The organism is Pelomonas candidula (assembly GCF_043555985.1).
GTDB classification, from domain to species: Bacteria; Pseudomonadota; Gammaproteobacteria; order Burkholderiales; family Burkholderiaceae_C; genus Pelomonas; species Pelomonas candidula.
In genome coordinates this window covers 314,590-336,919 of the sequence record NZ_JBIGIC010000006.1, presented here as the reverse complement: position 1 = coordinate 336,919, position 22,330 = coordinate 314,590, and the positions used below count along the sequence as shown (strand labels likewise).

Genomic DNA, 22,330 nt, shown 5'->3' with positions numbered 1-22,330 from the left:
CCCGTTAGGGGCGCTCTTCGTTTGATGACGCACCGGTCTGCTGTCTTGCTGATGCTGCTGGTCACGCTGATGTGGAGCTCGGCGGGCGTCGTCACGCGGCATCTGGAGGCGGCGAGAGGCTTCGAGATCACGTTCTGGCGCAGCAGCTTCAATGCGCTGGCGCTGCTCGTCATCCTCGGCGTCATGCGGGGCCGGGCGCTGCCGTCGGCCATGCGTGGCGCGGCCGTGTGGGCCTCGGGTGCCTGCTGGGCCGTCATGTTCACGGCCTTCATGGTGGCGCTGTCGTTGACTACGGTGGCCAACGTGTTGGTCACGATGTCGCTGGGGCCGCTGTTCACGGCGGTGTTCGCGTGGGTCTTCCTGAAGCAGCCCGTGCCGGCGCGGACCTGGGCAGCCATCGCCGTTGCGAGTGCCGGCATCGCCTGGATGTTCGGCGGGCAACTCGGTGGGCCGCTGACCGGCGTCGTCGTGGCTTTGGCCGTGCCGCTTGCCGCAGCGTCGAACTGGTGCCTGCTGCAGAAGGTCGGTACTGACGGCGACATGCTCCCGGCCGTTCTCATCGGTGCGCTGCTGTCCGCCGCCGTCACGCTGCCGCTGGCCTGGCCGCTGCAGGCGCGCGCGCATGACCTGGGCCTGCTGGCTTTCCTGGGCGTGTTCCAGCTGGCCATTCCCTGCCTGCTGGCCGTGCGCATCGCGCGCGAGCTGCCCAGCCATGAGATCGCCCTGTTGGGCCAGGCAGAAACGCTGCTGGGCGTGCTCTGGGCCTGGCTGTTTGCGGGCGAACACCCGGGCAGCGCCGCATTGATTGGCGGTAGTCTCGTGCTCGCTGCCCTGATCGCCAACGAGGCCTTGGCGCCTCCTTCCGTCAAACCTGCCTTGAAGAACGCATGAGCGACCTGATCCCGTCCCTGGTGTCCGATGGCCAGATCCTGGCCGACGTGAACGGCTGCCTTGGCCTCATCACGCTGAACCGCCCGCAGGCGTTGAACGCGCTGTCGCTGGCCATGATCCGCGACATGACCACGCTGCTGAATCACTGGGCCGCGCGCCCCGAGATCCAGGCCGTGGCCGTGCTCGGCGCCGGCCGCGAGGGCAAGCCGCCGGCCTTCTGCGCGGGCGGCGACATTCGCTTCTTTCACCAGGCCGCCCAAGCGGGCGACCCGGCGCTGGGCGACTTCTTCACCGAGGAATACCGCCTCAACCACCTCATCCACGCCTACCCCAAGCCCTACGTCGCGCTGATGGACGGCATCGTCATGGGTGGCGGCATGGGCATCAGCCAGGGTGCCAAGCTGCGCGTGCTCAGCGAGCGCTCCAAGCTCGCGATGCCCGAGACCGGCATCGGCCTGTTCCCGGACGTCGGTGGCGGCTGGTTCCTCGCTCAGTGCCCGGGTCATGTCGGGGAATGGCTGGCGTTGACCGGCGAGGCCATCGCCGCCGGCGATGCCATCGAATGGGGCCTGGGCGACGTCTTTGTGCGCTCCGAGCAGTGGGCTGCGCTTGTCGAGGACCTGCGCCACGGCTCGCAGCCCAGCGCGGAGCATGTCGTCGCCTCGGTCATGGAACGCGTCGACCTCGCGCCATCGCCCGACCCCAAGGGCATCACCGCGCGCATCGACCGCCACTTCGGCCTGCCGACGGTCGCTGACATCCTGGCCTCGCTCGCGAGCGCCGACGACGAGTGGGCGCACCGCACGCGCGAGACGCTGCTGAAGCGCTCGCCGACGATGATGGCCGTGACGCTGGAACTGGTGCGCCGCGGCCGCACGCTGAGCCTGGCCGATGACCTGCGCCTGGAGCGCAACCTCGTGCATCACGCCTTCCACCTGCGTGGCGCGGCGCGCAGCGAGACGGTCGAAGGCATCCGTGCGCTGGCGGTCGACAAGGACCACGCGCCGCGCTGGCAGCCGGCATCGGTCGCCGAGATCGACGCTGCGGAGGTGGCGGCCTTCTTCGTCAGCCCCTGGGGGGGCGATCAACATCCTTTGCGCGACCTGACCTGACCTCACTTCGCCGTCACGGCCCCAGCCGTGCGGTGGGGGCGGGATCACTTGAGACTGAGCCCTCATGGCTGTATCCAAAGACCGCATCGACTTTTCGCGTTTCCTGTTGCGCCTTGCCATTGGTGGCATGGCAACCTGGATGGGCTTCGAGTCTCTCCGCCACAGTGGCTTTCCTGCCACGGTGCTGCAGGCTGCCTACGGGCTGCTCCATCTGACCGAGGTGCTTTGCGGCTTGCTGATCGTCATCGGCCTGTTGATGCCCGTGGCGAGTCTGGTGCTCGCCGTTGTCATGGCCTGGCCGGTGGTGGCCGGCTGGCTGCATGGCGCCCCGCTGCTGGGCAACCTGCATGGCCTGTTCCTGCTGCTGGTGACGCTGGCCGCCGCGTTGGGCGGGGCGGGCAAGTGGTCCGTCGGACGGGACTGACGCTTCGACGCCGTCCCGGCTCCCGCCATGGAGCTGGGACAATCCCGGCACATGCCGGATGAGAGACCCCTGGTGCTTCAAGAAACGCTTTCAGACCCACGCTACAGCCCTTGGCGCCTGTCCGTCGCGCCGATGATGGACTGGACGGATAGGCATTGCCGCTATCTGCACCGCCTCATCACGCGCCACACGCTGCTCTACACCGAGATGGTGACGACCGGCGCGCTGCTGCACGGCGACCAGCCGCGGCACCTGGACTTCAACGCCGAGGAACACCCCGTCGCGCTGCAGCTGGGCGGCAGCGAGCCCGCCGACCTGGCCGCCTGCGCGAAGCTGGCCGAGCGCTGGGGCTATGACGAGGTCAACCTGAACTGCGGCTGCCCCAGCGAGCGTGTGCAGAAGGGCGCGTTCGGTGCCTGCCTGATGGCCGAGCCGCAACTGGTGGCCGACTGCGTGAAGGCCATGTGCGACGCGACGGCGCTGCCCGTCACGGTCAAGCATCGCATCGGCATCGACAAGATCGAGAGCTACGACTTCGTGCGCGACTTCGTCGGCACCGTGGCCGCCGCCGGGTGCGAGGTCTTCATCGTCCACGCACGCAACGCCTGGCTGCAGGGCCTGAGCCCGAAGGAAAACCGCGAGATCCCGCCGCTGCGCTACGAGCTGGTCGCGCAGTTGAAGCGCGAGTTCCCGCAGCTCACCATCGCCATCAACGGCGGCCTCAAGACGCCCGACGAGATCGCCGCGCAGCTGGCCGTGGTGGACGGCGTCATGATCGGCCGCGAGGCCTATCACGAGCCCTGGAGCATGGCGCAGTGGGACTCGCGCTTCTTCGGCACGGCCGACCCGGCGGCGAGCCGAGAGCAGGTCGAAGCGCAGTGGCTGGACTACCTCGACCGCGTGCATGCGTCGGGCCGCTCATGGGTGCATGCGATGCGCCACGCGCTGGGCCTGTGGAACGGCACGCCGGGCGCGCGCCGCTGGCGCCAGGTGTGGAGCGACCACCGCCTGAAGGCGCTGCCCCCGCGCGAGGTCGCTGCGCAGGCCACCGCGGCGCGGCTATCGGGCCTGGCCGTCGCGGCCTGAGTCCCTGCGATGGCGGACTTTGTCGACGACCCCGACATCGGCCCCGTGCTGCCGCCGGACGAGCCGCTGTGGAGCCACAGCTTCGACACGGCGCTGGGCCGCTGCGGCGTCGTCTGGAGCGAGCGCGGCATCGTCGCGTCGCTGTTGCCCGACGCCAGTCCGGCGCGGCTCGCATGCCGCCACCCGACTGCGCAGGCCGTCGTCGCGCTGCCGCCCCACATCGCCCACGCTGTCGACGGCATCCGCGCCTTGCTGGCCGGCGAGGCGCGTGATCTCGGCCACATCGTCCTCGACGAGCGCGGCATCCCCGAATTCCGCCGCCAGGTGCATGCGCTGACGCGTGCCATCCCGCCCGGCCAGACGCGCACCTACGGCGAGATCGCCGCCGCGCTGGGACAGCCCGGCGCCGCGCGTGCCGTGGGCCGCGCCGAGGGCGACAACCCGTTCCCGCCCATCGTGCCCTGCCACCGCGTGATGGGTGCCGGAGGCGAGCCGACGGGCTTCTCGGCGCCAGGTGGTGTCGAGACCAAGCGCCGCATGCTGCTCATCGAGGCCCGCGCTGTGGGGCAACTGGCGGGCGATCAGCAGGCGCTTTTCTGACCCGGCCGCGACGACAATCGCGCATGTCCTTCGCATCCCTGGGCTTGTCGCCCGACCTGCTGCGCGCCGTGCGCGAACAGGGCTACCACGCCCCCACCGCCGTGCAGGCCGCGGCGCTGCCGCCCATCCTGGCCGGCGCCGATGTGCTGGCGCTCGCGCAGACCGGCTCCGGCAAGACGGCCGCCTTCGTGCTGCCGTTGCTGCAGCGCCTCGTCGATGCGCCGCCGCGCCCGGGCCCGCGCGCCCTCGTGCTGGCGCCTACGCGCGAGCTGGCCCAGCAGACGGCCGAGCTGCTGCGCGAAGTGGCCGCGCTGCTGCTGCACCGCCCGCGCATCGCGCTGGCGTTCGGTGGTGTGTCCATCAACCCGCAGCTGATGGCGCTGCGCGGCGGCTGCGACGTGATGGTCGCCACGCCGGGCCGGCTGCTGGATCTGCTGGACCACAACGGGCTGACGCTGGCCGGCGTTCAATGCCTGGTGCTGGACGAGGCCGACCGCCTGCTGGGCCAGGGCTTCGCCGACGAGCTGCAGCGTGTGCTCAGCACTCTGCCGGCGCGGCGCCAGTCGCTGCTGTTCTCGGCCACCTTCCCGCCGGCCGTGCAGGCACTGGCCGACCAGCTGCTGCGCGATCCGGTGCGCATCCAGATCGAAGAAGCGCCGCCGCAGATCACGCAGCGCGCCGTCCAGCTGGACCGCGCCCAGCGCCTGCCCGCGCTGCGCCAACTGCTGCGTGACGAGGGCTGGCAGCGCGCGCTGATCTTCGTCGCCAGCCGCTACACGGCCGAGCTGGTGTCGGACAAGCTGTTCGCCCATGGCTTCAAGGCCGGCGTGCTGCACGGCGAGCTGAGCCAGGGCGCGCGCCGTGATGTGCTGGACGCGTTGAAGGCCGGCAGCGTCAACGTGCTGGTGGCCACCGACGTCGCTGCGCGTGGCCTGCACATCGATGCGCTGGATGCCGTCGTCAACTACGAGCTGCCGCGCTCGGCGGCCGACTACACGCACCGCATCGGGCGCACCGGCCGCGCGGGTGCGCAAGGCGTGGCCATCAGCTTCATCTGCGCGGACAGTGCCGAGAACGCCGAGAGCCATTTCCGCCTCATCGAGAAGCGCCAAGGCCAGCGCGTGCCGCGCGAACGGCTGGCCGGCTTCGGGCCGCAAGCGGTCGCGACCGAGGCACAGGCCACCGGCGGCATCAAGAGCACGACCCGCAAGAGCAAGAAGGACAAGCTGCGCGAAGTCGCAGCCAAGGCAGCACCAGATGGGCATTGAGATCGAACGCAAATTCCTCGTCAGCGGCGACGGCTGGCGTCCGCAGGCCACGCAGCAGACCCGCTTCAGCCAGGGCTACCTGAGCCGCGACCCGGCGCGCACGGTGCGCATCCGCGTTGCCGGTGAGCGCGCCTTCCTGACCATCAAGGGCGCGACGACGGGCGCGACGCGTGCCGAATTCGAGTACGAGGTGCCGGTCGCCGACGCGCAGCAGCTGCTGGCGATGTGCGATGGCCCGGTCGTCGAGAAGATCCGCCACCTGTGCCCGTTCGACGGCATGACCTGGGAGGTCGACGAGTTCCTCGGCGCCAACGCGGGCCTCGTCGTCGCCGAGATCGAACTCGACACCGAGGGCCAGGTGTTCGCACGGCCGGCGTGGCTGGGCGCCGAGGTCACCGGCGACGCGCGCTACGTCAATGCCAACCTTGCGGTCCGGCCGTTCACGAGCTGGGCCGGGTGAGGCGCGCATCCGGCGGTGGCCGGGCTGCGTAGAGCGTGTCATACGCCGGCAACCCGTGCGGCCGAAGATATGCCGTTTGGGCCTGCCCCCCACCCTCGCCACGCTCGTGCCCATCTTCCTGTCATCGCTGTTGCACCGAACGCGCGCCGGCCTCCTCGTGCTGCTGCTCGTCGTGCTGCCGTTGCAGAGCGTGGTGCAGCTCGTTGCAGGCCTGCAGGGGCATCGACATGTGCACACGGGCACGGCGGCACCGTCGCCGCTGCGGCTGCTGCTGGACCGGCTGCACGCTGCGCAGGACCCGCGGCTGCAGGCGGCGCCCAGCGTCACGTGGCTGGTGAGCCAGGGTGACACCGAAGGCCTGCATCAGCACGGCGGGGTGTTCCACAAGCACTCGCATGCCGCGGCCGACGTGCTGGATGTCGGCGATGCGGCCGACGACGCGAAGCAGGGCGGGGCGACTGCCTTCCTGGCCTGGTTGCCGGCCGCCCTGACCCTGCCTGACGTGGATGGCGATGCCTGCCCGCAGGTGGTGGCGCTGGGCTGGCGAGACCGCGTCATCGCGCCGCCGCTGACGCCGCCGCGCGCCTGATCGGGCGGCGCTTTCGCGCCTCTTCCTGCACGTCCCACGCCCGCCCAACGCGGCAGGCGTGCCTGCGCCCGTGCGCAGGGTCCATCGCTTCCCGAGAGATTCCATGCCCAAGAACCGCCGCGGCTTCCAGCCGACGTTGCTGGCCGCTGCCTGCCTGCTCCTTGCCGCCACCGCGCGCGCCGAGCCCGACGCCGTGCTGGAGAAGGTCGAAGTCACCGGCCGCCACTACGACAACGCCATCGGCAGCGCTGATGCCGCTTCACAAGGCACCATCCGCGCCGAGTTGCTGAAGAGCCGCCCCGCGCAGCGCCCGGGCGAGGTGCTGGAGTTCGTGCCCGGCGTCATCGTCACGCAGCACTCCGGCGACGGCAAGGCCAACCAGTACTTCCTGCGCGGCTTCAACCTCGACCACGGCACCGATTTCGCCACCACCGTCAACGGGCTGCCGGTCAACATGCCCACACACGGCCACGGCCAGGGCTACTCGGACCTGAACTTCCTGATCCCCGAGCTGGTCGACCGCATCGAGTACCGCAAGGGGCCGTACTTCGCGAAGAACGGCGACTTCGCCGCGGCCGGCTCGGCCGATATCGCTTACCGCAGCACACTTGACGAAAACTTCGCGGCGCTGACGCTGGGCCAGCATCAGTTCCAGCGCTTCGTGGGTGCTGGCTCCACGGCGTTGGGTGGCGGCGTGAACCTGCTGGGCGCCGTCGAGGTCCAGCGCAACGACGGGCCGTGGAAGCTGCCCGAACACCTGCGCAAGAGCAACGGCGTGTTGACGCTGTCCGGCGGCACGCCGGCCGAAGGCTGGAGCGCCAGCCTGATGGCCTACGACGCGAAGTGGAACTCCACCGACCAGGTGCCTGAACGCCTCATCGACGCCGGCACGTACGACGGCAAGCCCTTCGGCCGCTTCGACGCGGTGGACCCCACCGACGGCGGCCAGACGCAGCGCAGCAGCCTGTCCGGCGAGTGGCATCGCACCACGGATGGCCAGGAGACGCGTGTCGCGGCCTATGCGATGAACTACCGCCTCCAGCTGTTCTCCAACTTCACCTACGCGCTGGAGCGGTCGGACGACGGCGATCAGTTCTCGCAGCAGGACCGGCGCAGCGTCTACGGCGCCAGCGCCAGCCACGCGATCGAGCACACGATGGCCGGCCTGCCGGCGCGCAGCGAGATCGGTCTGCAACTGCGCCACGACCGCATCCGTGTGGGTCTCTACGACACGGTGGAGCGCCGCATCACCTCGACAACGCGCGATGACGACGTGGACGAGACGCAGCTGAGTGTCTACGGTCAGACCTCGGTCGAACTGAACGCCTGGCTGCGCAGCGTTGTCGGCCTGCGCGCTGACGAGGCCGGCTTCAAGGTCGCCAGCCGGCTCGCTGGCGCCGACACCGGCAGCGCGTCCGCCCATCTGTTCTCGCCCAAGCTGTCGCTGATCGCTGGGCCCTGGGCGAAGACCGAGTTCTTCTTCAACGCCGGACGGGGCTTCCATAGCAACGACGCCCGCGGCGTGACGGCGCGCGTCGACCAGGCTCCGGGCCTCGTCGCCGCGCGCGGTATGGAGTTGGGCGCACGCACGGAGTGGGTGCCGGGCCTGCAGTCGTCGCTGGCGCTCTGGAAGCTGGACTTCGATTCCGAGCTGGTCTATGTCGGCGACGCCGGCGCGACCGAGGCGAACCGGCCCAGCAAGCGCTTCGGGCTCGAATGGAACAACCGCTACATCCCGGTGCCCTGGCTGCTGATCGACGCCGACCTGGCCTGGACGCATGCGCGCTTCGCCGATGCGGACCCGGCCGGCGACCGCATCCCCAACGCCGTCGACAAGGTCGGCTCCGTCGCCTTCACGCTGCGCGACCTCGGGCCCTGGTCGGGCAGCCTGCAATGGCGCTACCTGGGCTCCGGCGCGCTGATCGAAGACAACAGCGTGCGTTCGCGCTCCTCGCTGACGACCAATCTGCGCGTCAGCCGCAAGCTGTGGAACAAGGCCGAGGTGACCTTCGACGTCTTCAACCTGCTGAACCGCAAGATGAACGACATCGAGTACTACTACGAGTCGCAGCTGCCCGGCGAGGCGGCGCCGGTGGCCGACAGGCACGTCCACCCCGCCGAGCCGCGCACGCTGCGCGTGACGCTGAAGATGGGCTTCTGAGCGGCGCCCGATGCGCGCGCTGCTGCGCGAGCTCGACGTCAGCCATTGCCAGGTCACGCGGGAGCCGTTGACGCACGCCACGATGCGGGGCAGCGACGCGTCGGTGGACCAGCTCAACAACGACGGCGCCTATGTAGCGGCCAATCTCGCGATGCTGTCGGCCCGCGTGAACTGTGCCAAGAGCACGCGCAGCTTCGATGACGTGCTGGACCTGTCGCGGCGTGGCGAGCCCGCGTCGGGCCTTGCGCCCGTCCAGTGGCTGCGGCTGGCAGTGCTGATGCTGGGGCCGGTCCATGCCGAGCGGCCGTTGCAGGCGCCGGCGCTGCCGCTGTGCGTACCGCTGCCGGCCATGTCGGTGCGCACGGCGCTGCAGCAGGTGTGGCGGCTGCTGACGCTGAGCGCCGGCGTGGCGGCCTCGCGCACCCGGCCGCTGAGCGGGCTGCTGCCGGTGTGTGGCAGCGCGTCCTTCGCGGCGCGACTGCGGCTGCTGGCCGACGCGGTACACGTCGGCCTGAAGCGGCTGGCACCGGAGCAGGAATGCTGGCATGTCTGGCTGCGCCCCGGCCTGATGGAGGCCCTGGCCGCGTGGCGCGAGGGCTTCGATCAGGCGGCGTCATGGGCGCGGCTGTCGTGGACGGCCGGTCAACCGGCGCGAACTGGCGCCATGGCAGCTGGCGACGCGGGGCTACCAGCCACCGCTCGCCGGCGCGGCGGTCACCAGGGCGGCGAGTCGCTGACGGCTTCTTCTGCCGTCGGCGCGGGCAGTGCAGCCGGCACGGGCGCCGGCGCGGTGCCACCCGCGGCGGCGAAGTCGTGTTCGCCGCCCAGGCCTTCGATCAGCGCCGGAATCAGGCCGGCCAGTTCGCCGGTGGCCAGCGCGAGGTCGGCGTCGAAGGCCTCGTCGCCGCTGGCCTCGGGCCGGCCCTCGAAGGCCAGGTCCAGGAAGCTGATCTTCTTGATCGCGAAGCCCTCGGTCAGCGTGAAGGCGACGCGTTCCTTCCAGCTCAGCGCGAGGCGCGTGGGCATCTTGCCGCTGGTCAGGTGGGCGCGGACCTCGTCGATGTCCAGCGGGTGGCGGGCGTAGCGCACGACGGGCTTCTGCTCGTCGCTGCCCTTGAGCTCGCACTCGCGCTCGATCTGGAAGCCCTCGGGCGTCACGCCGTCCATCAGCCAGGCGGCCATCACGGCGGCCGGGCTCTCGGCGGTCTGCACCAGCTGCAGGCTCAGGCCCGGGCTGGCCTGGATCAGCAGCGTGATGACCTCGTCGGCGCGGCTGCTGGAGCCGGCGTCGACGAACAGCAGGCCTTGCGCAGGCGCGATCCACACCTGCGTGGCAGAGGTCTTCGTGAAGGCGCGCGGCAGCAGCTCGTGCTGGGCCTGCTCCTTGAGGTCCTTCTTGGCCTTCTTGCCGGGCTTGCGGCCGGTGGTCTCTTCGATGTGCTCGGCCAGCTCGTCCACGCGCTCCTGCACGACGGACGAGGGCAGCAGGCGCACCTCGCGCTTGAGCTTGACGAGCCAGTGGCCGTCGACGACCTCGACGAGCGGCGCGTGCTCGATGCCTCGTGGCGGCGCCCAGCCGACGGCCAGGGGCTGGGTGGGCGCGCAGGGCAGGAAGGGTTCCTTGGCAAGCTGTTCGGCGAGCAGTTGGGCGTCGGCCGTCCAGCCTTCGCCGATGCGGTAGGTGATGAGGTTCTTGAACATGGGCGCTGGAGAAACGAGAAGCCCGCCAGCGGCGGGCTTCCGGAAAGTTGAGCCGTGATTGTCTCAGGCCTCGTCGAGCACCTGCCTCAGCAGCTTCTCGAACACTTCGACGGATTGCCCGCCCTGGATCAGGTGGCGCTGGTTCACGACGATGGCCGGCACCGCGTGGATGCCCTGGCGATGGACTTCGGCCTCGGCAGCTTCCACTTCGGCCGCGTAGCGGTCGCTGGCCAGCAGCTCGCGCGCCTCCGTCTCGGGCAGGCCGGCGGCGGTGGCCAGTTCCAGCAGCACGGCGGGGTCTGACACGTTGCGTCCGTCGGTGAAGTAGGCCTTCAGCAGCGACAGCTTGAGCGTGCGCTGTACGGTGCCGCCGAAGGCTTCATCCGCCCAGTGCAGCAGGCGGTGCCCGTCACGGGTGTTGTAAATGCGGCTGCGCGCTTCCATGTTGAAGGTGAAGCCCAGTTCGGCACCGCGATCGCGGATGGCCTGGCGCGAGCCGGTGAGCTGGGCCGGGCTGGCGCCGTACTTCTCGGCCAGGTGCTCCTCGATGTCCTGGCCTTCCGGGCCCATGCCGGGGTTCAGCTCGAAGGGGTGGAAGTGCAGGTCCAGCGCCAGCCCCGGGATGCGCGCGGCAGCGGCCTCCAGCGAATACAGGCCGATGGCGCACCAGGGGCAGACGATGTCGGAGATGAAGTCGATACGCATGCTTGCCATTTTCGTGGCTTGCTTTCAAGCCCGGGCGGTTGCAAGGGGGATTCCCGCGTGACGGTCTCGCAAATGCTGGAGCCAGGGCTTGCCGCCCCGGGCAGCGCGGGGCTAATAATCGGTCGGCAGCTGCCTGTCGACATGCGCCACAAGACCTCTGCACACCTCTGTTCCAGGGCCCGCGGCCTGCTTGCGGGCCTGGTCGTGGTCGCCTGGGCCGGCACGGCCCAGGGCCAGGAGGCGGATGGCAGGCCCGTGGGGCCGGCGGCGCTGCGTTTCAGCGGCTTCGGCACGCTGGGCCTGAGCCATGTGGATGCGCCCGCAGGCTGGGGCTTCCGGCGCGAGTTGACGCAGTCGGGCTCGGGCCAGTCCTGGCGTTACGACATCGACACCCGGCTCGGGGCGCAGGTGAACTACAGCCTGGGCTCGCAGTTCGAGCTGGTGGCGCAGGTCATCGCGAGGAAGCGCGGCGCCTACGCCAGCCTCGGCGACGCCGTGGAGTGGGCCTACGCGAGCTACCGGCCCGACGCCGACTGGACGCTGCGCGCCGGCCGCGTCAACGTCGACGCCTTCCTGATGGCCGACTACCGCAACGTGGGCTATGGCTTCATGATGGTCCGTCCGCCGGTGGAGCTGTACTCCCAGCTGCCGACGACGCTGGACGGTGCCGACGTGTCGCGCAGCTGGCTGGTGGGCGAGGTGCAGTGGCGTGCCAAGCTGATGGCCGGCACGGCGCATGTGGGCGACCTGCAGACGGGCAAGCCCAGCCGCGTGCGCGCGGTCGCCGGCGGCATGGTGTCGCGCGAGGAGGGGGGGCTGCTGCTGCGGGCCAGCGTGTCCCACGCGCGCATCGACCTCGATCAGACCAGCATCCGGGCTGCGCTGACCGGGCTGGACCAGCTTGGCGCGTTGCCCGTTCCCGCCGTGGCCGACCAGGCCCGCGCGCTACGCGAGCGCCTGGGGGCCAGCAACGTCGGCGCCATGTTCTGGGAGCTGGGCGTGCGCCAGGAGCTGTCGGACTGGCAGTGGAGTGCCGAGTTCGTGCGCGTTTCCGCCCGCCCGGTGACGATGGACGATGCTGCTTACGCGACGCTGGGGCGCCGGCTGGGCGACTTCACGCCCTACGTCGGCTATGGCCGCGCCAGCAATTCGATCGCCCCGTTGCCCGTGCCCGACTGGCAGGCCCCGCTGACGCCGGTGGTCGGTGCGGCCGGGGCCGCGCCCGCGCAGCAGCTGGGCGACACCGTGGTCGCGGCGCTGAACAACGCGCGCCTGCAGCAGTCCACGTGGACGCTGGGCGTGCGCTGGGACTTCCATCCCCAGGCCGCGCTCAAGCTGCAGTGGGACCATGTGCGTGTGCGGCCCAGCGGCTCGGCGCTGTGGACCGGTTCGGGCGGTCAGGGCGGCAGCGCGGACATCGCGACCGCCGTCGTGGACTTCATCTTCTGACGCCATGCCGCGCCGCGTCCTGCTCCTGGCCTGGCTGTCGCTGCTGATGGCGGCGGCGCCCGCGCGGGCCGACTTCTACATCGTCGTGCATGCCGGCAATCCGCAGCGCACGCTGACGCAGAAAGAGGCCGTGGACCTCTTCATGGGCCGCAGCCGCGCCTTCGCCAACGGCGACTTCGCGCTCATCTTCGACCTGCCACGCGACAACCCGCGCCGCGCGGCCTTCTACCAGGCCCTGACCGGCATGAGCGTGGCCCAGGTCAACAGCTACTGGTCTCGGCTGATGTTCTCCGGCCAGAGCGTGCCGCCCCAGGCCTTGCCGGACGAGGCTGCGATGGTCAGCATCCTGCGCCGCAACCCCAGCGCACTGGGCTGGCTCAGCAGGGAGCCGACGGAGCCCGGGCTGCGCACCGTGCTGGTCATCAGGGAAGCCGCCACCAAATGACGAAATCCGCCGCGCCCCGGGTGCGTGGTGCGAACAGCCTGCAGCTGCGCTTCATGCTGCTGGTGTTCGCGAGTGCCACCGTGCTGGCCCTGGTGGCCGCGACCTTTGCCTATCAGTTCGGCAAGGCCCGCGAGCTGGCCAGCAGCCGCAACAGCGTCGAGGCACTGGCCACCGCCGTCGAGAAGACGCTGGCCATCGGTGCTTACGCGAAGGACGAGGTGCTGCTGCAGGAGGTCGCCGGCGGCCTGGTCCGCAACGAGTTGGTGGATGTGGTGGAGGTCGTGGCCGCCGATGGACGCGCGCTGGCCAAGGTCGTACGACCGGGCGGCGCGGAGCGCCATGGCGCGACGCTGCTGACGCGGCCCCTGGTGTCGCCCTTCGATGCTCAGGAGAGCCTGGGCCAGCTGCGTATCCGCCTGAACGACGACAAGGTCCAGGCCGATGCCGACCGTGAGGCCTACACGCTGGCGGCGGCGATGGTGGCGCAGGCGGCGGTGCTGGCGGGCGTGCTCTACCTGGTGGCGGCGCGGCTGGTGTCGCGCCCCATCGTGAGGCTGGCCAGCGCGCTGCGCCGCATGACGCCGGGCTCCGGTGAGCGGCTGGAGACGCCCGCCAGCCACGCGGGCGACGAGATCGGCGTGCTGATCGCCGGCGCCAACACGCTGCTGGACTCCAACGAGCGCGCGCTGCAGACCGAGCGCCGGCTGCGTGCCGAGGTCGAAGCGATGGAGGCGCAGTACCGCCAGATCTTCGACTCCAGCAGCGCGGGTATCTTCGTGCTCGACGAGAACGGTCGGCTCATCAACGGCAACCCGACGGTGTCGCGCGTGGTGGGGCTGTCGATGGACGAACTGCGCCGGCTCAGCGAGGACGACTTCGTCAGCCGCGTCTTCAACCGGCCGGAGCAGGTGCGGCAGATGATCGACGAGGCCGTCGCGCGCGGCGAGACGGTATCGGCCGACCTGGAACTGGTGCAGCAGGGCGATGAGCGGCGCTGGGTGCACTGCCTGATCTCCGTGCAGCGCGCGGACGGGCAGACGGTGGAGGGCGTCATCTACGACATCACCGAGCGCAAGAGCGACGAGAACGCCGTGCGCCACCGCGCCGAGCACGACGCGCTGACGCAGCTCAAGAACCGCGCCGCCGGCCAGGCGACGCTGGAGCGCTTCGTCGCCGACGCGCGTGCCCGCGATGCAGTGCTGACGGTGGCCTGCATCGACCTCGATGGCTTCAAGCAGATCAACGACAGGCACGGCCACGCTGCCGGCGACGAGGTGCTGGTGGCCTGCGCCGATCGCATGCGCGCGGCGGTGCGGCGCTCGTCCGACCTGGTCGCTCGGCTGGGCGGCGACGAGTTCCTCATCGCGCTGCGCGACGTGGGGCCGGGCGACGCGGTGCTGATCCAGGTCATGCGCGCGCTGATCGATGGCCTCGCGCTGCCGATCCGGCTGTCGTCGGGCGCGGAGGTGCGTGTCGGCGTCAGCATCGGTGTGGCCTGCCTGCCCATGCACGGTGTCGAGCCGCAGCGACTGGTGCGTGCGGCTGATGAAGCTCTGTATCACGTGAAGCGCAACGGGAAATTGGCTTTTGCGCTAGCGTTGCCGGCTTGACAGCCCCACAACGCTTCGATGTCCGACTACACCCCGCCCCAGGTCTGGACCTGGAACAAGGCCTCCGGCGGCCAGTTCGCCAGCATCAACCGCCCCGTCGCCGGGGCCACGCACGAGAAAGCGCTGCCGGTCGGCAAGCATCCGCTGCAGCTTTACTCGCTGGCCACGCCCAACGGCGTGAAGGTCACCGTCATGCTGGAGGAGTTGCTGGCGCTGGGCCACGCGGGCGCCGAGTACGACGCCTGGCTTGTTCGCATCAACGAAGGCGAGCAGTTCGGCAGCGGCTTCGTCGAGGCCAACCCGAACTCCAAGATCCCGGCGCTGGTGGACTGCAGCGGGCCCCGGCCCGTGCGTGTGTTCGAGTCCGGTGCCATCCTCGTCTATCTGGCCGAGAAGTTCGGCGGTGCCTTCCTGCCGACCGACCCTGCCGCGCGCGCCGAGACCCTGAGCTGGCTGTTCTGGCAGATGGGCAGCGCGCCGTTCCTGGGGGGCGGCTTCGGCCACTTCTACGCCTACGCGCCGACCAAGCAGGAATACCCCATCGACCGCTATGCGATGGAGGTCAAGCGCCAGCTGGATGTGCTGAACCGCTTGCTCGCGGAACGCCGCTTCCTGGCCGGCGACCAGTACACCATCGCCGACATGGCCACCTGGCCCTGGTACGGCGCGCTGGCCAAGGGCCAGCTCTACGGCGCGGGCGAGTTCCTGTCGGTGCACGAGTACACCCACGTCATCCGCTGGGCCGACGAGATCGCGAAGCGCCCGGCCGTGCAGCGGGGCCGCAAGGTCAACCGCACCTGGGGCGAGCCGAGCAGCCAGCTGTACGAACGCCACGACGCCAGCGACTTCGAGCTGAAGACGCAGGACAAGGTCGCACCATGATCACCCTCTACGACTGCGTCACCGCGCCCAGCCCGCGCCGCGCGCGCATCCTGCTCGCCGAGAAGCGGGTGCCTCATGAAACCGTGCAGGTGGATCTGCGCAACGGCGAGCAATTGGGCGAGGCCTACCGCCTCATCAACCCGCACTGCACGGTGCCGGCGCTGAAGGTGGAGGAGGGGGCGGTGCTGACCGACAACGCCGCCATCGCCGCCTACCTGGAGGCGCGCTACCCCGAGCCGCCGCTGCTGGGCCGCACGCCGCTGGACAAGGCCGAGATCGCGGGTTGGCAGTGGCGTGTCGAGTTCGAGGGGCTGGCTGCGATTGCCGAGGCCTTCCGCAACAGCAGCCCAGCGATGGCCGGCCGTGCGCTGACGGGGCCGGTGGGCTACGCGCAGATCCCCGAGCTGGCCCAGCGCGGCCTGGCGCGCGTGCAGCTGTTCTTCACGATGCTGAACAACCACCTCGCCGGCCGCGACTTCATCGCCGCGGGCCAGTTCAGCATCGTCGACATCACGGCCGTCGTCGCGGTGGATTTCGCACGTGTCGTGAAGGTCAGGCCGGGCGACGAGCATCCGAACCTGCGGCGCTGGCGCGAGGCGATGCAGGCGCGCGGGACGATGGGCGGCTGACGCACGAAGGCCTCAGCGCTTGCGGCGCGCTTCCGTTTCGAGTGTCACGACGGGGGCAAGCAGGTACGGCCGGTCCCGCTCGAAGAAGCCCGGGTCGATGTTGGTGTTCGGCACGGAAAGGAAGCGCGTCTGCCTGTTCCTCAGCAGCTTCAGGCTGTCGCCGAAGCTGCGGTTGAAGAGCAGGTCGAGCTGACCGTTCGCGTAGGCCTTCTTCAGACCGTACTCCAGCCTCTCGGCCAGCAGCGGCTGGCCCTTGGCCACGAAGAAGTACATCGGCATGTAGGTGAAGACGGCGAAGTTGTCGACGATCATCAGGTCGGGGTAGCTGGCCCGCTGCGCGCGCAATTCAGGTTCGACCTCGTAGGCGCTGCGCATCAACAGCTGGAAGCGGCCGGAACCCAGCATCGGGATCAGCGTCGGGTGGGCGCCGCCGTAGACGACCTTGAAGCCGTTGTCCTCCAGGATCTTGGCCGTGGACCAGCCGGGCCCCTGGCCGACGGTCAGCGCGCGCAGGTCGTCGACGGTCTTGATCGAGTCGTAGAGCGGCGCCTCGCTGCGGCGCCCGAGGAAGTAGCGGAAGCTCGCCAGGCCGCGCATGATGGGCACGCGCACCGGCAGCGCACCGTCCAGCCACTCGGGCGTCGGCATCGCCACGGCGACGGACAGGCTGCCCTTGCCCAGCTCCAGCAACTGGCGGCGGATGACGGTTTCGTCGCGCTGCTGGACGATGCGGAACGGACCGTACCTGTCGCTGGACAGCTTGAGCGCCAGCGCCAGCAGCTGGTCCGCGTAGTTGCGGTGCGGCGCCTCGCGCTCCATGTAGGGGATGGTGACGACCAGGGGCGGCGCGGCGGCCGCTGGCAGTGCGGCCAGCATCAACAGCAGCGCCGCGACCCATCTCATGCGTTCAGAGCCGGCGATCGCTCGGCCGCGCCAGGTAGAACCACTCAGTGCCCGGCAGCGACTTCACGTTCGGGAACACGACGCGTCCTTCGCTGGGCGCCAGCACGGCCTCGCCGCTGGCGCGGGTGCCGATCTTCTGGCCCTTCTCGACCGCGTCGAAGCTGGCCCATTCACGCTCGAAGGCGTCGCCCATGTCCTCGCGGTCGATGACGTCGTAGAGCTGCAGCAGCTCCGGCGGTTGCGCGGGGCGGTGCGGCTCGACCGCGGTTTCATCGAGCATGCCCAGGAACACCAGCGCGCGCAGGATGGCCAGGCGCGCGACCTCGGGGCCGTTGGGGTCCAGGTGCTGGCCGCATTCCAGCGTGATGGCCCAGCCGCCGGTGGAGCGCATGTACTCCGTGGTGCCGACGCCGTAGTGCGGGTCGGAGATCAGCGACGCGCGGCGCGAGCCGTCGTGGCTGCGCTGCTGGCGGCGCGCGATGCCCAGAGCGTAGGTCGACAGCCAGCCCTCGACGATGCGGCCCACGCCCAGGCGCGCGGCCAGCGCGGACTCAGTGGCCTCCTGCGAGAACGGCTCCAGCTCGCCGCTGTTGTTGCGCGGGCCGATCATCGCGAACGCGGGGCCCTGGCCCTGGAAGCTGTGCAGGTCCAGGATGCCGTCGTGCTGTGCGATCAGCGGGCACAGCTGCTTAGCGATGCGGTCCTCGAAGTCCTGCGCAATGATGGGCGGGCGCAGGTTGCGGTTGAGGTTGCGGTCACCCTCGCGGCGGTTGAGCTGGTTGGCCAGCGGGTTGACGATGGGCACCAGCGTCAGTGTGCCGCGCAGCAGCGTCAGCTCGCCCGCATCCAATTGGCGAATGATCTCGGCCATCGCCTTCGTGCCGTGGATCTCGTTGCCGTGCACGGCACCCGTCACGAGGAAACGCGGGCCGGGCTGCAGGCCGGCGAACTGGTGGACACGAAGATGGGTGGGCTGGTTCATGACGTGAGCAGGTCGGAAGACAGGGCCTGGGCGGCGGGGAAGACGCGGCGGGGCAGGTCCGCCACGGGCTGGCCGGCACGGCAGGCGATGAGGCGGTAGAGGGTGGCGAAGGCGAAGTCGGGCGGCGCCTCGCCGGCGCCCAGTACCAGCTCGCCGCCGCGGCGCACGGCATCGGCCAGAAAGGCCGGCAGACGCAGGTGATACGGGTTACGTTCGATCTCGCCGGTGTGGCGCTCGAGCGCGGCGATGAGGCGGGCCGTGTCGGCGATGTTGGTCTCGACCAGCGCGTTCGGCTGGTCTTGCGTGGACCAGAACTCGGTCAGTGCCAGCACGGTGTCGACCTTCGCCGCGGCGATGGCCTCGACGACGAGGCGGTGCACGCCGCGGTGGCTGGGGTTGTCGTCGTCGGCATGCGGTGCGAGGACGAGGGCAGGGCGGTGTTCGGTCAGCAGCGCGGCAAGGGCTTCGACCTGTTCGGGCTTGACGGCGTCGGCGCGCACGTCGGACAAGCCGTCTTCACCGACGCGGATGCAGCCGAAGCCCAGCACGGCGCAGGCGTCCAGCAGTTCAGCCCAGCGGGCCTCGCGGCGCTCGGCGTTGCTGCCCAGGGTGACGGCCACGTTGCTGACACGCCAGCCGGCCTCCTGGCGCAGGCGCAGCGGCAGCGCGCCGACGATGCATTCATCGTCGGGGTGGGGCGCGAAGATCAGGCAGTGGCCGGGGGCAGCCCCGGGTGCGGGCGTCGCGTGGCGGTCCGGCGGGTTGCCCAGAAGGGCCGCGAAACGGGTCAGGTGCTCGCGCCAGCGCGCGAGATCGGCTTCCAGGGACATGCCGTCATCCTACCGAGCCCCGGGCTTCACCGGCCAGGTCGCCAGCAGCACACCCACGAGCGCCAGGCCATAGGCGATGGCCTGCTGGGTCGACAGCGTCTCGCCTAGCGCCAGGCCAACGAGCGCCGTGCTGATGGGCAGGAAGACACTGAAGATGCCGGCCTTGGCGGCAGGCAGGCCGCGCAGCCCGGCCATCCACAGCCACACGGTGATGACGCTGGCCGTGGCCGAGTAGTAGGCGAGCAGGCCCCAGTCCTGCACGCGCGGCGCGGTGAAGTCGAAGCCCAGGCCCTGCCAGATCGCCAGCGGCGTGACGAGCACCAGGCCCCACAGGTTGATCAGCGCGCTGATGCGCTTGGGGCCCAGGCCGGCCGTCAGCTGCTTGCCGATGACGACATAGCTGGCTTCGCACAGCACCGCGGCGATCAGCAGCAGGGCGCCGACCGGCGTCGTGTCGGCGCCGCCGTGCTTGCCGGTCGCCACCAGTGCGATGCCGCCCACCGCGCAGGCGATGCCGGCCAGCGTGCGTCTGCCAAGGTGCTCGCGCAGGAAGACGCGGCTGAGCAGCGCCACGGCCGCCGGGATGCCGGCCATGATGACGCCGGCCACTACCGCCGAGCTCTGCCGCAGGCCGAACAGCATGCAGATCGAGAACAGGAAGTTGCCGAGGAAGGACTCGAGGAACAGCAGCAGGCGCGAGCGCGCGTCCAGCGGCGCCTCGTGCGCCGGTTTTTGTAGCCACGACAGCATCAGCACGGCCGCGAAGCCGAAGCGCAGGCCGGCCAGCAGGAACACGGGAAACGCCGCGACAAGCAGCTTGGACAGGCCGACATAGCTGCCCACCAGGGTCATGCTGGCGGCCAACAGCGCGTAGGAGCGCCAGGGAATGGGATGCATGGTTCAGTGTTCGGATGCGGGCCCGGCGCCGGGCCGGGCGCGCATTGTGCCCAGCGCCTTCGACGCCGCTGTCGAGCCGCCTGAAGGATCGGCCGGGCTTCCGGTGTTCCGGCAAGCTCGGGGGTAGGTTCAATCCACCGTCAACGCGACGAATTGCGTGAATTGCTCGGGATTGAAGTTGTTGTCCGACACGAGCACCAGCGTGCGCTTGCCATTGACCGACGGGCCGAAGGTGATGCCTTCGAGGTTGTCGACGGCCAGCGTGCTGCCGTCGTCGTTCTTCAACGTGGACAGGTCCAGCAGCAGGCGGCGCCTGGCGGGCACCACATCGCGCCCCTTGATGGACGGCCAGCCGGCCACGTTGGTGGCACCGGTGGTGTCGATGAGGTAGAGGCGGATGGTGTTGCTGGTGGGTTTGCCGGTCGCGGCCGCAACACCCGGCGTCGTGGCGCCGACGGCATAGGAGCGTTCGATGGCAATGAATTCGTGATCGGACAACGCCAGCATGTCGGCCACGCCGTTGGTGGCGAAGTCGCCGGCCCTGGCCGGGGCGAAGGCGACAGGGCCCACGTCGTAGACGTATTCGGCGCCGGCCCGGCCGGTGTCCAGGTCGAAGGACAGCAGGCGCGCGCGGCTGGTGCGCCCCACGGCGGTCGGCAGGTCGTCCTGGGCCAGCGCGTTCTCGGTCATGGTCCAGAGCGTGCGTCCGTCTGGCGTGAGGGCGATGCTCTCGAAGGCGAGATTGTTGTAGACGCCCATGTCGCCGGCGGCCAGGCCGCCGGCGCTGCCGACCGGGAAGTAATAGCTCGGCACCGGGAACTCGCCGGCCGGACTGCCGTCCAGTTGCATGCGGCGCACGGTCGGGTTCTGCATGTCGCCGTTCTTGCGCTGCCCTTCGTTGCACCAGTAGATCAGCCGGCGGCGGGCGTCCAGGCGCAGGCCTTCGGGGTCGACACGGTTGCGGCCGAAGGGGTGGCCGTCGAGGTCCTGCATCGTCGTCATCGCGATGAAGCGGACACCCTCGCTGCCGGGCGTGGCGGTGCGACGGAACCTGGACAGGTCCAGCGCCAGTTCGTAGAAGCGCGCCGGCGCGATGTCGCTGCGGTCGTCGCTGATGGCCAGGTAGTGGCCCGTGGCGGCGCTGAAGTCCAGGCTGGACAGCCCGCCGACGGCGATGCCCTGGAACGGCGTGCCGGTGGGCACGATCTGCTGGCCGAGGTAGCTCAGCGTCTGGGCGCTGGCCGACAGGCCCAGCAAGGAAAAGGCCGCGAGTGCGGCCAGTTTTGACAACGACTTCATTGCTTGTCCTCGGCGCCGCCGGTGGCGGACGCGGCGCCTTTTTTTGTTCGTGTGGCGCGTGCAGGTTCAGGCGGCTCTTCGCAAAGCGCCGCGCAGCGTGTCGATGATGCGTTCGATGTGACCGCTCTCGATGATGAGCGGCGGTGACAGCGCGATGGTGTCGCCCGTCGTGCGGATCAGCAGGCCCTTGTCCCAGCAGTCCAGGAAGACGTTGAAGGCGCGTTTGGCTGGCTGGCCGTCCAGCGGCTTCAACTCGATGCCGCCGACGAGGCCGATGTTGCGGATGTCGATGACGTTGGGCTCGTCGCGCAGCGAGTGCAGTGCCTTGGCGAACTCGTCCTGCATGCGGGCGGCGCGGGTCAGCAGGTTGTCGTCGGCGTAGGTGTCCAGCGTGGCGATGCCGGCAGCGCAGGCCAGCGGGTGGGCCGAGTAGGTGTAGCCGTGGAAGAACTCGATCAGGTGTTCCGGGCCGGTCATGAAGGCGTCGTGGATCTTCTGCTGCGCGAAGACCGCGCCCATCGGCACGCAGCCGTTGGTGATGCCCTTGGCCACCGTCATCAGGTCGGGCGTGACGCCGAAGGTCTGCGCGCCGAACGGGTTGCCGGTGCGGCCGAAGCCGGTGATGACCTCGTCGAAGATCAGCAGGATGCCGTGCTTGTCGCAGATGTCGCGCAGGCGTTGCAGATAGCCCTGCGGCGGGATCAGCACGCCGGTGGAGCCGGCCACGGGCTCGACGATGACGGCAGCGATGGTGCTCGCGTCATGCAGCTGCACCAGGCGTTCGAGGTCGTCGGCGAACTCGGCGCCGTGCTGCGGGACGCCCACCAAGAAGGCGTTGCGTGCCGGGTCGTGCGTGTGGCGGATGTGGTCCACGCCGGCCAGCAGGCTGCCGAACATCTTGCGGTTGGCCACCATGCCGCCTACCGAGATGCCGCCGAAGTTGACGCCGTGGTAGCCGCGCTCGCGGCCGATGAGGCGGGTGCGGGCGCCTTCGCCGCGCACGCGGTGGTAGGCGATGGCCATCTTCAGTGCCGTCTCGACGGACTCGGAACCGGAGTTGGTGAAGAAGACGCGGTTCATGCCGGTCGGCGCGATCTGCGCCAGACGTTCGGCCAGCTCGAAGGCCTTGGGGTGGCCCATCTGGAAGGGCGGTGCGAAGTCCAGCTCGGCGGCCTGCTGTTGGATGGCCTGCACGATCTTCGGCCGGTTGTGGCCGGCGTTGACGCACCACAGGCCGGCGATGCCGTCCAGCACCTCGCGACCCTTGTCGTCGCGGAAGAACATGCCGTCGGCCTGCGTCAGCAGGCGTGGCGCCTGCTTGAACTGCCGGTTGGCGGTGAAGGGCATCCAGTAGGCGTCAAGCTTGGAAACGTCTGCACTCATGCGGGGCTCCTCGGAAGGCCCCCG

At 70.0% G+C, this 22,330-nt stretch carries 23 protein-coding genes; 14 read left to right on the top strand and 9 right to left on the bottom strand.

The features are described 5' to 3' along the window. The first annotated feature begins 24 nt into the window (after positions 1-24). The 9 genes from ACG04R_RS14760 (at position 25) to ACG04R_RS14720 (ending at position 8,591) form a co-directional block, all read left to right on the top strand. Positions 25-891, top strand: a complete 867-nt coding sequence (locus tag ACG04R_RS14760) for a DMT family transporter (RefSeq protein WP_394411809.1) — start codon at positions 25-27, stop codon at positions 889-891. Continuing rightward, entirely contained in the window at positions 888-2,003 is a 1,116-nt protein-coding gene (locus ACG04R_RS14755) for an enoyl-CoA hydratase/isomerase family protein (protein WP_394411806.1), read from the top strand. Before ACG04R_RS14760 ends, ACG04R_RS14755 begins: the two co-directional genes overlap by 4 nt. A gap of 64 nt (positions 2,004-2,067) precedes the next feature. Next, positions 2,068-2,427, top strand: coding sequence for a hypothetical protein (locus ACG04R_RS14750; RefSeq protein ID WP_394411803.1), 360 nt, complete (start codon positions 2,068-2,070; stop codon positions 2,425-2,427). Positions 2,428-2,478: 51 nt separating this feature from the next. Beyond that, positions 2,479-3,513: a tRNA dihydrouridine(20/20a) synthase DusA gene (gene dusA / locus ACG04R_RS14745; RefSeq protein ID WP_394411800.1), complete on the top strand. Its 1,035-nt coding sequence runs from the start codon at positions 2,479-2,481 to the stop codon at positions 3,511-3,513. 9 nt (positions 3,514-3,522) lie between these two features. After that, on the top strand, positions 3,523-4,113 hold the full coding sequence (locus ACG04R_RS14740) for a methylated-DNA--[protein]-cysteine S-methyltransferase (protein WP_394411798.1): 591 nt from the start codon (positions 3,523-3,525) through the stop codon (positions 4,111-4,113). 23 nt (positions 4,114-4,136) lie between these two features. Beyond that, complete coding sequence (locus ACG04R_RS14735; protein WP_394411793.1) at positions 4,137-5,381, top strand: DEAD/DEAH box helicase; 1,245 nt, start codon at positions 4,137-4,139, stop codon at positions 5,379-5,381. Beyond that, positions 5,371-5,841: a CYTH domain-containing protein gene (locus ACG04R_RS14730; protein ID WP_394411790.1), complete on the top strand. Its 471-nt coding sequence runs from the start codon at positions 5,371-5,373 to the stop codon at positions 5,839-5,841. Before ACG04R_RS14735 ends, ACG04R_RS14730 begins: the two co-directional genes overlap by 11 nt. Before the next feature lie 76 nt (positions 5,842-5,917). Continuing rightward, positions 5,918-6,430: a hypothetical protein gene (locus ACG04R_RS14725; protein ID WP_394411787.1), complete on the top strand. Its 513-nt coding sequence runs from the start codon at positions 5,918-5,920 to the stop codon at positions 6,428-6,430. A 103-nt stretch (positions 6,431-6,533) separates the two neighbouring features. Next, positions 6,534-8,591 carry a TonB-dependent receptor gene (locus ACG04R_RS14720; RefSeq protein WP_394411784.1) on the top strand — a complete coding sequence of 686 codons (2,058 nt, stop codon included), beginning with the start codon at positions 6,534-6,536 and terminating at the stop codon, positions 8,589-8,591. Positions 8,592-8,720: 129 nt separating this feature from the next. Here the strand turns inward: ACG04R_RS14720 and ACG04R_RS14715 are convergent, their stop codons facing one another. From ACG04R_RS14715 to ACG04R_RS14705, 3 genes are all read right to left on the bottom strand, one after another. Next, positions 8,721-9,014, bottom strand: coding sequence for a hypothetical protein (locus ACG04R_RS14715; protein WP_394411781.1), 294 nt, complete (start codon positions 9,012-9,014; stop codon positions 8,721-8,723). 291 nt (positions 9,015-9,305) lie between these two features. Then, the gene (locus ACG04R_RS14710; protein ID WP_394411778.1) at positions 9,306-10,292 is read right to left on the bottom strand and encodes a recombination-associated protein RdgC; all 987 of its coding nucleotides are present in this window, start codon (positions 10,290-10,292) and stop codon (positions 9,306-9,308) included. Positions 10,293-10,355: 63 nt separating this feature from the next. Then, positions 10,356-11,006 (bottom strand): DsbA family oxidoreductase, encoded by a 651-nt coding sequence (locus tag ACG04R_RS14705; protein WP_394411775.1) that lies wholly within the window; start codon positions 11,004-11,006, stop codon positions 10,356-10,358. Positions 11,007-11,138: 132 nt separating this feature from the next. On the opposite strand from ACG04R_RS14705, the gene ACG04R_RS14700 reads away from it, so the two are divergent. From ACG04R_RS14700 to ACG04R_RS14680, 5 genes are read left to right on the top strand one after another with little or no spacing between them, the layout of a single operon-like run. Further along, on the top strand, positions 11,139-12,446 hold the full coding sequence (locus ACG04R_RS14700; protein ID WP_394411772.1) for a hypothetical protein: 1,308 nt from the start codon (positions 11,139-11,141) through the stop codon (positions 12,444-12,446). Between the two features lie 4 nt (positions 12,447-12,450). Continuing rightward, the gene (locus ACG04R_RS14695; RefSeq protein WP_394411769.1) at positions 12,451-12,891 is read left to right on the top strand and encodes a hypothetical protein; all 441 of its coding nucleotides are present in this window, start codon (positions 12,451-12,453) and stop codon (positions 12,889-12,891) included. Beyond that, a complete protein-coding gene (locus tag ACG04R_RS14690) occupies positions 12,888-14,501 on the top strand; it encodes a diguanylate cyclase domain-containing protein (protein WP_394411766.1) in 1,614 nt (537 codons plus the stop codon). Before ACG04R_RS14695 ends, ACG04R_RS14690 begins: the two co-directional genes overlap by 4 nt. 18 nt (positions 14,502-14,519) lie before the next feature. Further along, positions 14,520-15,383: a glutathione-dependent disulfide-bond oxidoreductase gene (gene yghU / locus ACG04R_RS14685; RefSeq protein ID WP_394411762.1), complete on the top strand. Its 864-nt coding sequence runs from the start codon at positions 14,520-14,522 to the stop codon at positions 15,381-15,383. Further along, on the top strand, positions 15,380-16,012 hold the full coding sequence (locus ACG04R_RS14680) for a glutathione S-transferase family protein (protein ID WP_394411759.1): 633 nt from the start codon (positions 15,380-15,382) through the stop codon (positions 16,010-16,012). The genes yghU and ACG04R_RS14680 overlap by 4 nt, the downstream gene beginning before the upstream one ends. A 12-nt stretch (positions 16,013-16,024) precedes the next feature. On the opposite strand, the gene ACG04R_RS14675 is transcribed toward ACG04R_RS14680, so the two are convergent. The 6 genes from ACG04R_RS14675 to aptA all read right to left on the bottom strand — a co-directional run bounded on the left by ACG04R_RS14675 (position 16,025) and on the right by aptA (position 22,306). Further along, the gene (locus ACG04R_RS14675; protein WP_394411756.1) at positions 16,025-16,915 is read right to left on the bottom strand and encodes a substrate-binding periplasmic protein; all 891 of its coding nucleotides are present in this window, start codon (positions 16,913-16,915) and stop codon (positions 16,025-16,027) included. Positions 16,916-16,919: 4 nt separating this feature from the next. Continuing rightward, positions 16,920-17,897, bottom strand: coding sequence for a succinylglutamate desuccinylase/aspartoacylase family protein (locus tag ACG04R_RS14670; protein WP_394411753.1), 978 nt, complete (start codon positions 17,895-17,897; stop codon positions 16,920-16,922). Further along, a complete protein-coding gene (locus tag ACG04R_RS14665; RefSeq protein WP_394411750.1) occupies positions 17,894-18,727 on the bottom strand; it encodes a PIG-L deacetylase family protein in 834 nt (277 codons plus the stop codon). Before ACG04R_RS14665 ends, ACG04R_RS14670 begins: the two co-directional genes overlap by 4 nt. Before the next feature lie 9 nt (positions 18,728-18,736). Continuing rightward, positions 18,737-19,624 (bottom strand): DMT family transporter, encoded by an 888-nt coding sequence (locus tag ACG04R_RS14660; RefSeq protein WP_394411748.1) that lies wholly within the window; start codon positions 19,622-19,624, stop codon positions 18,737-18,739. A 129-nt stretch (positions 19,625-19,753) separates the two neighbouring features. Then, the gene (locus ACG04R_RS14655; RefSeq protein ID WP_394411745.1) at positions 19,754-20,923 is read right to left on the bottom strand and encodes an esterase-like activity of phytase family protein; all 1,170 of its coding nucleotides are present in this window, start codon (positions 20,921-20,923) and stop codon (positions 19,754-19,756) included. 66 nt (positions 20,924-20,989) lie between these two features. Continuing rightward, positions 20,990-22,306: an omega-aminotransferase AptA gene (aptA, locus tag ACG04R_RS14650; protein ID WP_394411742.1), complete on the bottom strand. Its 1,317-nt coding sequence runs from the start codon at positions 22,304-22,306 to the stop codon at positions 20,990-20,992. Positions 22,307-22,330 lie beyond the last annotated feature (24 nt).

Excerpts from the sequence above, each read along its gene's own strand:
- ACG04R_RS14695 (WP_394411769.1), top strand. The coding sequence starts at position 12,451 with ATGCCGCGCCGCGTCCTGCTCCTGGCCTGGCTGTCGCTGCTGATGGCG.
- ACG04R_RS14655 (WP_394411745.1), bottom strand. The coding sequence starts at position 20,923 with ATGAAGTCGTTGTCAAAACTGGCCGCACTCGCGGCCTTTTCCTTGCTG.
- ACG04R_RS14740 (WP_394411798.1), top strand. The coding sequence starts at position 3,523 with ATGGCGGACTTTGTCGACGACCCCGACATCGGCCCCGTGCTGCCGCCG.
- ACG04R_RS14670 (WP_394411753.1), bottom strand. The coding sequence starts at position 17,897 with ATGAACCAGCCCACCCATCTTCGTGTCCACCAGTTCGCCGGCCTGCAG.
- ACG04R_RS14755 (WP_394411806.1), top strand. The coding sequence starts at position 888 with ATGAGCGACCTGATCCCGTCCCTGGTGTCCGATGGCCAGATCCTGGCC.
- ACG04R_RS14680 (WP_394411759.1), top strand. The coding sequence starts at position 15,380 with ATGATCACCCTCTACGACTGCGTCACCGCGCCCAGCCCGCGCCGCGCG.
- ACG04R_RS14735 (WP_394411793.1), top strand. The coding sequence starts at position 4,137 with ATGTCCTTCGCATCCCTGGGCTTGTCGCCCGACCTGCTGCGCGCCGTG.
- ACG04R_RS14760 (WP_394411809.1), top strand. The coding sequence starts at position 25 with ATGACGCACCGGTCTGCTGTCTTGCTGATGCTGCTGGTCACGCTGATG.
- ACG04R_RS14710 (WP_394411778.1), bottom strand. The coding sequence starts at position 10,292 with ATGTTCAAGAACCTCATCACCTACCGCATCGGCGAAGGCTGGACGGCC.
- aptA (WP_394411742.1), bottom strand. The coding sequence starts at position 22,306 with ATGAGTGCAGACGTTTCCAAGCTTGACGCCTACTGGATGCCCTTCACC.
- ACG04R_RS14730 (WP_394411790.1), top strand. The coding sequence starts at position 5,371 with ATGGGCATTGAGATCGAACGCAAATTCCTCGTCAGCGGCGACGGCTGG.
- ACG04R_RS14665 (WP_394411750.1), bottom strand. The coding sequence starts at position 18,727 with ATGTCCCTGGAAGCCGATCTCGCGCGCTGGCGCGAGCACCTGACCCGT.
- dusA (WP_394411800.1), top strand. The coding sequence starts at position 2,479 with ATGCCGGATGAGAGACCCCTGGTGCTTCAAGAAACGCTTTCAGACCCA.
- ACG04R_RS14690 (WP_394411766.1), top strand. The coding sequence starts at position 12,888 with ATGACGAAATCCGCCGCGCCCCGGGTGCGTGGTGCGAACAGCCTGCAG.
- yghU (WP_394411762.1), top strand. The coding sequence starts at position 14,520 with ATGTCCGACTACACCCCGCCCCAGGTCTGGACCTGGAACAAGGCCTCC.
- ACG04R_RS14750 (WP_394411803.1), top strand. The coding sequence starts at position 2,068 with ATGGCTGTATCCAAAGACCGCATCGACTTTTCGCGTTTCCTGTTGCGC.
- ACG04R_RS14660 (WP_394411748.1), bottom strand. The coding sequence starts at position 19,624 with ATGCATCCCATTCCCTGGCGCTCCTACGCGCTGTTGGCCGCCAGCATG.
- ACG04R_RS14705 (WP_394411775.1), bottom strand. The coding sequence starts at position 11,006 with ATGGCAAGCATGCGTATCGACTTCATCTCCGACATCGTCTGCCCCTGG.
- ACG04R_RS14700 (WP_394411772.1), top strand. The coding sequence starts at position 11,139 with ATGCGCCACAAGACCTCTGCACACCTCTGTTCCAGGGCCCGCGGCCTG.
- ACG04R_RS14720 (WP_394411784.1), top strand. The coding sequence starts at position 6,534 with ATGCCCAAGAACCGCCGCGGCTTCCAGCCGACGTTGCTGGCCGCTGCC.
- ACG04R_RS14675 (WP_394411756.1), bottom strand. The coding sequence starts at position 16,915 with ATGAGATGGGTCGCGGCGCTGCTGTTGATGCTGGCCGCACTGCCAGCG.